This window comes from Thermodesulfobacteriota bacterium, from assembly GCA_039028315.1.
GTDB lineage: Bacteria > Desulfobacterota_D > UBA1144 > Nemesobacterales > UBA2774 > CR02bin9.
In genome coordinates this window covers 1-5,694 of sequence record JBCCIH010000162.1, presented here as the reverse complement: position 1 = coordinate 5,694, position 5,694 = coordinate 1, and the positions used below count along the sequence as shown (strand labels likewise).

The following is a 5,694-nucleotide window of genomic DNA, read 5'->3' as shown; positions in this document are numbered from 1 at the left end:
CATTTTATCTCCGTACTTCTCATCTCCTATCAATCTTAGTTTTATACGAAAATGATATCTAGAAGGGAATTCTAAATCCAGGGGAAAATTAGGCAATCCATAGTCAAACTATATAGGGCTTAGTCTGTTATAACAACTCCTTACTTAAGTTGAATAATTAATAATAATAATTAAACTCACCACTCAGTCAATTATTTTAATCTTTATAGTTATATTTAGTTTCGCCGCTTTGCATATTCAAGTATCTTATTTTAATTCTTAAGCTCTATATAAGGAGAGTCGCGATGTCTGAAATCTCAGAAACCCGCTACATTTTTAATAAGGTAAAAGAGGGCGTGAGCAGAGGACTGAAAATTTTCAATGTCAGATCTAAAGAAGCATATGATTCTGTTGTGGTGAAAAACCGGATTAGAAATCTTAAAAAGAGAAGAGAGGAAACTGTCCTTCAGATGGGTAATGCGGTGTATAGAACTTATAAATATAAAGGCACCATAAATCAAGAGATTATTGAGTCAAAGTGTGTAGATATAGAGAATATTGAGAAGGAAATTGAAAAATGCGAGCAGGAGCTTGAGTTTATTCATCTAAATGCGGATAAAGAACTTGGAAGCGTTAAAGCCTTGGTTAAACCAAATGTAGTTTCAGTGTGTGAATGCGGCGCTCAGATTTACGAAGGCGATCTGTACTGTGCTCAGTGTTCAAAAAAAGTAGGGTAGTTCTTATTATCTAAAACGATCGGTGATTTGAAGTATTTGATTAATCTCTATATCTTCTTCAGAGCTCTGTTTCATATCTCTAACTTTTACAACACCTTTTGCCAGCTCTTCATCACCAATAATGAAAGTGAAATTTGCATCTAACTTGTCAGCACGTTTCATTTGGCTCTTAAGACTTTTCTCAGCGTATTCCATCTCTACCGAGACGTCGTTTTTCCTGAGCTCAAACGCAAGCTTGAAAGCTGCCTTTCTCGAGTCCTCTCCCATATGCGCTATAAACACATCAAGCTCTTTTGCAAAGCCTTGGGGAATTGCCTTTTCCTGAAGGAGAACTATTCTCTCAATACCCATAGCAAAACCAACAGCAGCTGTATCAGGGCCGCCGAGCTCCTTTACCAGACCATCATATCTTCCCCCCGCGGCCACTGCGTTTTGTGATCCAAGCTCATCTGTTGTAATCTCAAACACTGTTTTCGTATAGTAATCAAGTCCTCTTACAATTTTGGGATTTATCACAAACGGAATATTGGCCGCAGTTAAATTCTCTTTAACAGCATTAAAATGATCCTCACACTCATCGCTTAAATTATCCAGCATTGAGGGAGCGTCTTCAGCCATTTCTTTACACTTTTTCTCTTTGCAGTCCAAGATGCGGAGGGGATTTGCCTTGAGTCTTCGCTGGCAGATCTCGCAGAGTTCATCTGTATGCGGTTTGAAAAAATCAATCAGCTTTTCCTTGTAAGCAGGCCTGCATGTATCGTCTCCAAGTGAGCTTATCTCAAGAGTTAGATACGGCGTAAGAGAGATCTCTTCAAAAAATCTCCAAAGCATTGTAATAAGCTCAGCATCAGATTCAGGTTCTTTTGGTCCAATAAGCTCTGCTCCTATTTGATAGAAACCTCTAAAACGGCCTTTCTGAGGTCTTTCGTGTCTGAACATCATTCCAGTGTAATACAGTTTGGATATTGCAGATTTAGCATGCATAGAATCTTCTATGTAAGCTCTTACAACTCCAGCTGTCCCCTCGGGCCTGAGCGTAAGTGAAGACCCATCTCTGTCTTCAAATGTATACATCTCTTTTTCTACAATATCGGTTGTGGTTCCTAAGCTTCTTGCGAATACATCAGTAAATTCAAGCACGGGGATTCTGATCTCGGAGAATCCATAGAGTTGAAACACCCTTTTGGCGGCATCTTCAATAAAGTGCCATCTCCTTATGTTTTCGGGCAGAATGTCGTGAAAGCCTCTAATTGATTTAATTTTCATATTACGACCTAAAACTTAATAGAGTTTTTTATTGTTTAATTGGTAGTACACAACCTCTAAGTTTGGCTTATTATATCTTATTTGTCCTATAAGTTATAATCAACCCAAATAGTTAGAAGTAAAATAAGAGCAGAAATATGTCTGATGCTAAAAACCTAAGAGTTATATATGTAGCAAGCCCCCCGATGTTTACTAAGGGAGCAAGTGCCATTCATATCTTTAAAATGTGCCAGGCTATAAGTAAAACGGGCATTGAAACTGAGCTAATTATTTCGGCGAATAGATCCCAAAGCGAGATGTGTGAGTACTACAATGTTGATAAGGATTTTAGAATTACTCCATTTCCCTATTTTAATAGCTCAGCCATCAGAAATGTCTTCCACGGATTATTGTCAGCATTTTATATAAAGTTTTTTAGATACAACCGCTATGACGTTGTAGTGACAAGAAATATTGTCTTCACCTACATTGCTACAAAGCTCAAAATACCTACAGTCTATGATGCGCATCATCCACTTGTTAGCGGGGCAGAATTTCTTTTTAATTCATTTAAGCATTCAGACTATCTAGTTAGATTTTCCACCAACTCAAATGGTCTTGCCCAAATGTATCTCAAACTAGGTTTGCCTGAGGAAAAGCTAGTAGTGGCCCATAATGGAGTAGAGCTTGATCCATTTCAAGATGCACCTAGTAAGACAAATAGCAGAAAAGAATTGGGGCTGCCGCTTAGGAAAAAGATAGTCTGCTATTGCGGAAACATATACGAGGGAAGGGGTATTGAAGCGCTTATTGATGCTGCTATTAAATTGGAAGATGCCATGTTTTTAGTAGTAGGTGGAGCACAAGAGGATGTGAATAGGTACAGACGCATAGCTCATAATAAGGGCGCAGAAAACTTCGAACTTACAGGTTTTGTTCCGCACAAAGACGTTCCAAAGTATCTTATGGCCTCAGATATTTTAGTTATGCCCTATAGCAGCAAAATGACAATCAAGGGCGGAACCAAGGCAGAGGAATTTACTTCACCTATTAAACTTTTTGAGTATATGGCTTCAGATCGCCCAATTGTTGCAACTTCAATTCCATCTGTTTTAGAGATTCTAGAGAACGAAGTAAATTCAGTCTTAGTCGAGCCCGATATCGCTGAGCAAATCTATCTTGGTCTTAATAAAGTTCTTAATGACGATGATTTAGCTAAGAGAATTTCCAAGCAGGCCAAGTTAGACGTTTCAAACTACACTTGGGAAGTTAGGGCAAAAAAACTTCTGGGACTTAAATAGTGCTTTAATTTCTGGAGTCTTTTGTGTATCTTATGTCCCCAATTAAGGCTTCACTGGTTAAAACGGTTTTTGTCAAAATACGAATGAAAAAAATATGCAGTTTTACGCTAATCTTTTTGGTTTTCTGCGGATTGGTAAATCCCTCGTTTGCCGATGAGGTAACCGCTCGTGATCTGTACTATGATGAATACAGAGAAAGCCTTTTGCTGGGAAGTTTTGAAGATCCCGCCAGCCGAGAGAAAATCTCGGCTCCAATACCAAGGGAGCAAAGCTTAGGTACTAGTGAATTTCTAAGAGATACTTTGATTGCATATACCTTTCAGTGGGCCGGAAGATGGTTCTATGTAAGAAATAAAAACAGCCGAATATTCGACACATCACTTTCTAAATGGTGGGACAATATATCTCAGTGGCCTGAGTGGGACGACGGGGATAATTTCTTCACCAATCTTGTTACTCATCCGATAGTCGGTTCAATGAACTATTTGTATTACCGTCAGATGGGCCACAGTTTTTGGGTTTCGGCTCTGGGTTCGGTAGTACAGAGCACGCTTTTTGAATATACGATAGAAGGCCTTGTAGAAAGACCCTCTGGATCAGACTTAGTCTTTACGCCTCTGCTAGGCGTTCCTTTAGGATACGGACTTGAAAAGAGTTCTGATTGGCTGGAAGACACGGGTTTTGTACCAGCTAAGATTTTGGCTTATATTATAAATCCGCTTAAGAATTTTGTTCATGAGCGTCAAGTAGGTGTTATTAATCCATTCTCTAAACAGTTTATGTCTGTAAGCGGTCCAATCAATTTTACACCTAACAAAACTGATGCAATTGATCTGGCTTATTCCTTTAATCTAGAATCCCCAATACCGACCGGGCGTTTTATCGCAGACATGCAAATTGTAAATGTAAAAAACAATTTGGGGGGCGAGTTTATTTTTTACTCTGTAAGAGTTGATGTGCCATCAGCTGATAACCGCTGGGGTATAAATATTCAAATAGCCCAGTCCGGAGTTAATGAAATCCAAGTCGGGGATGATAACGTAAGTGATGGTTTTGAGTTTGCAAACTTAGAAGTAGGCGGGAAATACGTAATGACAAGAGGCTCGAACTATGCACTTAGTGCAGGCACTAACTTATATCTGCCTACTTCATTTAAAGACAATATCGATAGACTGCAGACTGTCCTAATGTATAGAAAAAACTTTCCAATTAACCTTCAATCTGCCTGGACAGTGAGTCCTTATCTCTCAGGTGCAATGTGGGGAGATATTTTTAACGTGATTGGCAATGTATCAACAGACTGGGTCTTTAATGCGAGTAAGCTTGAAGGAAATGATTTTGAATTTAGAGTGAATTACGGCGCATCAGTTGGAGCAAATATCCCGGTATATGCTAGCCCTGTAATTTTCGCGGAATTTGACGGATACTCACTTCTCACATCTGACACTGAAGGCAAGACCAGTACTTTTGTTTCTTCAGGTATCCGTTTGGGCAGGAAATTTAGCCCAGGTTTTGGCATACAAGTTCCTATGTCCGGGCCGGATAGCGACGTGTCTAAGCTTAGCTTCTTCGGCGATTTTCAGGTCCGGTTCTAGTTATATTTGAAACCTCCCGAAATACATACTTTCTTGTAACTTTCTAGCTAAGATTTATCTATTTTTGAAATACCCTTCCAATTTAGTTTAATAATTGTTAGAATCTGATCAGGGTGGAGCGGATTTATCTTGAGGCTTAAAGAGAGGATGAAGAGTGAGAGTTGCGTGGGTATTTTTTGTAGGATTGCTGTTTTTAATTGCTTTGCCTATTTCAAGTTCCCTTTCCGATGAGGAACACCTTGACCTTTTTGCAACAGAGCAAATTGAGCCGGATGATTCAGATAAAAATCCTGTAATACAGACACAAGCTGATTTGCAAGCACCTATGGTGAATTTAAGGCCTACCGGCTTTAAATATTACATGTATGACACAGGTATTTGGTATGGTGTTCAGTGGGGAGCGAGGCTTTATTGGGTGAGGGACAAGAGCCTTAAGATCTTTAACACTTCGTTCTCTAAGTGGTGGGATAACATAACCACCAAACCTGTTTGGGATGACGGGGATACTTTCGTTGTAAACTGGATAGCACATCCATATTTTGGAATGCTTTCATACCAATTCTACAGGGCCAGGGGATATAACAGGTGGTATTCAGCCCTTGGGTCGGTTATCCAAAGTACTCTTTTTGAATATGCGATTGAGGGACTGGCTGTTGAGCCCTCACTAATCGACCTAGTAGTGACTCCTGGTGTTGGTGTCCCTGTTGGAATGGTTATGGAGGAGCTATCAGAGTGGCTAATAGAACAAAACAACACTGCGGCCACTATTGGTGCTTATGTAACTAATCCAATGCGGCTTTTTGTAAAAGACCGTCAGATAGGAATCATAAACCCGGT

Annotated in this window: 5 protein-coding genes; 4 read left to right on the top strand and 1 reads right to left on the bottom strand. The window is 39.6% G+C overall.

The window, feature by feature from the left end; all coding sequences use genetic code 11:
* Positions 1-284: 284 nt before the first annotated feature.
* Entirely contained in the window at positions 285-716 is a 432-nt protein-coding gene (locus AAF462_09630) for a hypothetical protein (GenBank protein ID MEM7009379.1), read from the top strand.
* 6 nt (positions 717-722) lie between these two features.
* Here AAF462_09630 and hisS read toward each other — a convergent pair whose 3' ends face one another.
* On the bottom strand, positions 723-1,982 hold the full coding sequence (hisS, locus tag AAF462_09625; GenBank protein MEM7009378.1) for a histidine--tRNA ligase: 1,260 nt from the start codon (positions 1,980-1,982) through the stop codon (positions 723-725).
* 137 nt (positions 1,983-2,119) lie between these two features.
* On the opposite strand from hisS, the gene AAF462_09620 reads away from it, so the two are divergent.
* The 3 genes from AAF462_09620 to AAF462_09610 form a co-directional block, all read left to right on the top strand.
* Entirely contained in the window at positions 2,120-3,262 is a 1,143-nt protein-coding gene (locus AAF462_09620; GenBank protein ID MEM7009377.1) for a glycosyltransferase family 4 protein, read from the top strand.
* A gap of 32 nt (positions 3,263-3,294) precedes the next feature.
* Positions 3,295-4,857: a DUF3943 domain-containing protein gene (locus AAF462_09615; protein ID MEM7009376.1), complete on the top strand. Its 1,563-nt coding sequence runs from the start codon at positions 3,295-3,297 to the stop codon at positions 4,855-4,857.
* Between the two features lie 154 nt (positions 4,858-5,011).
* Positions 5,012-5,694, top strand: a 683-nt coding sequence (locus tag AAF462_09610; protein MEM7009375.1) for a DUF3943 domain-containing protein, incomplete at its 3' end; no start/stop codon positions are given.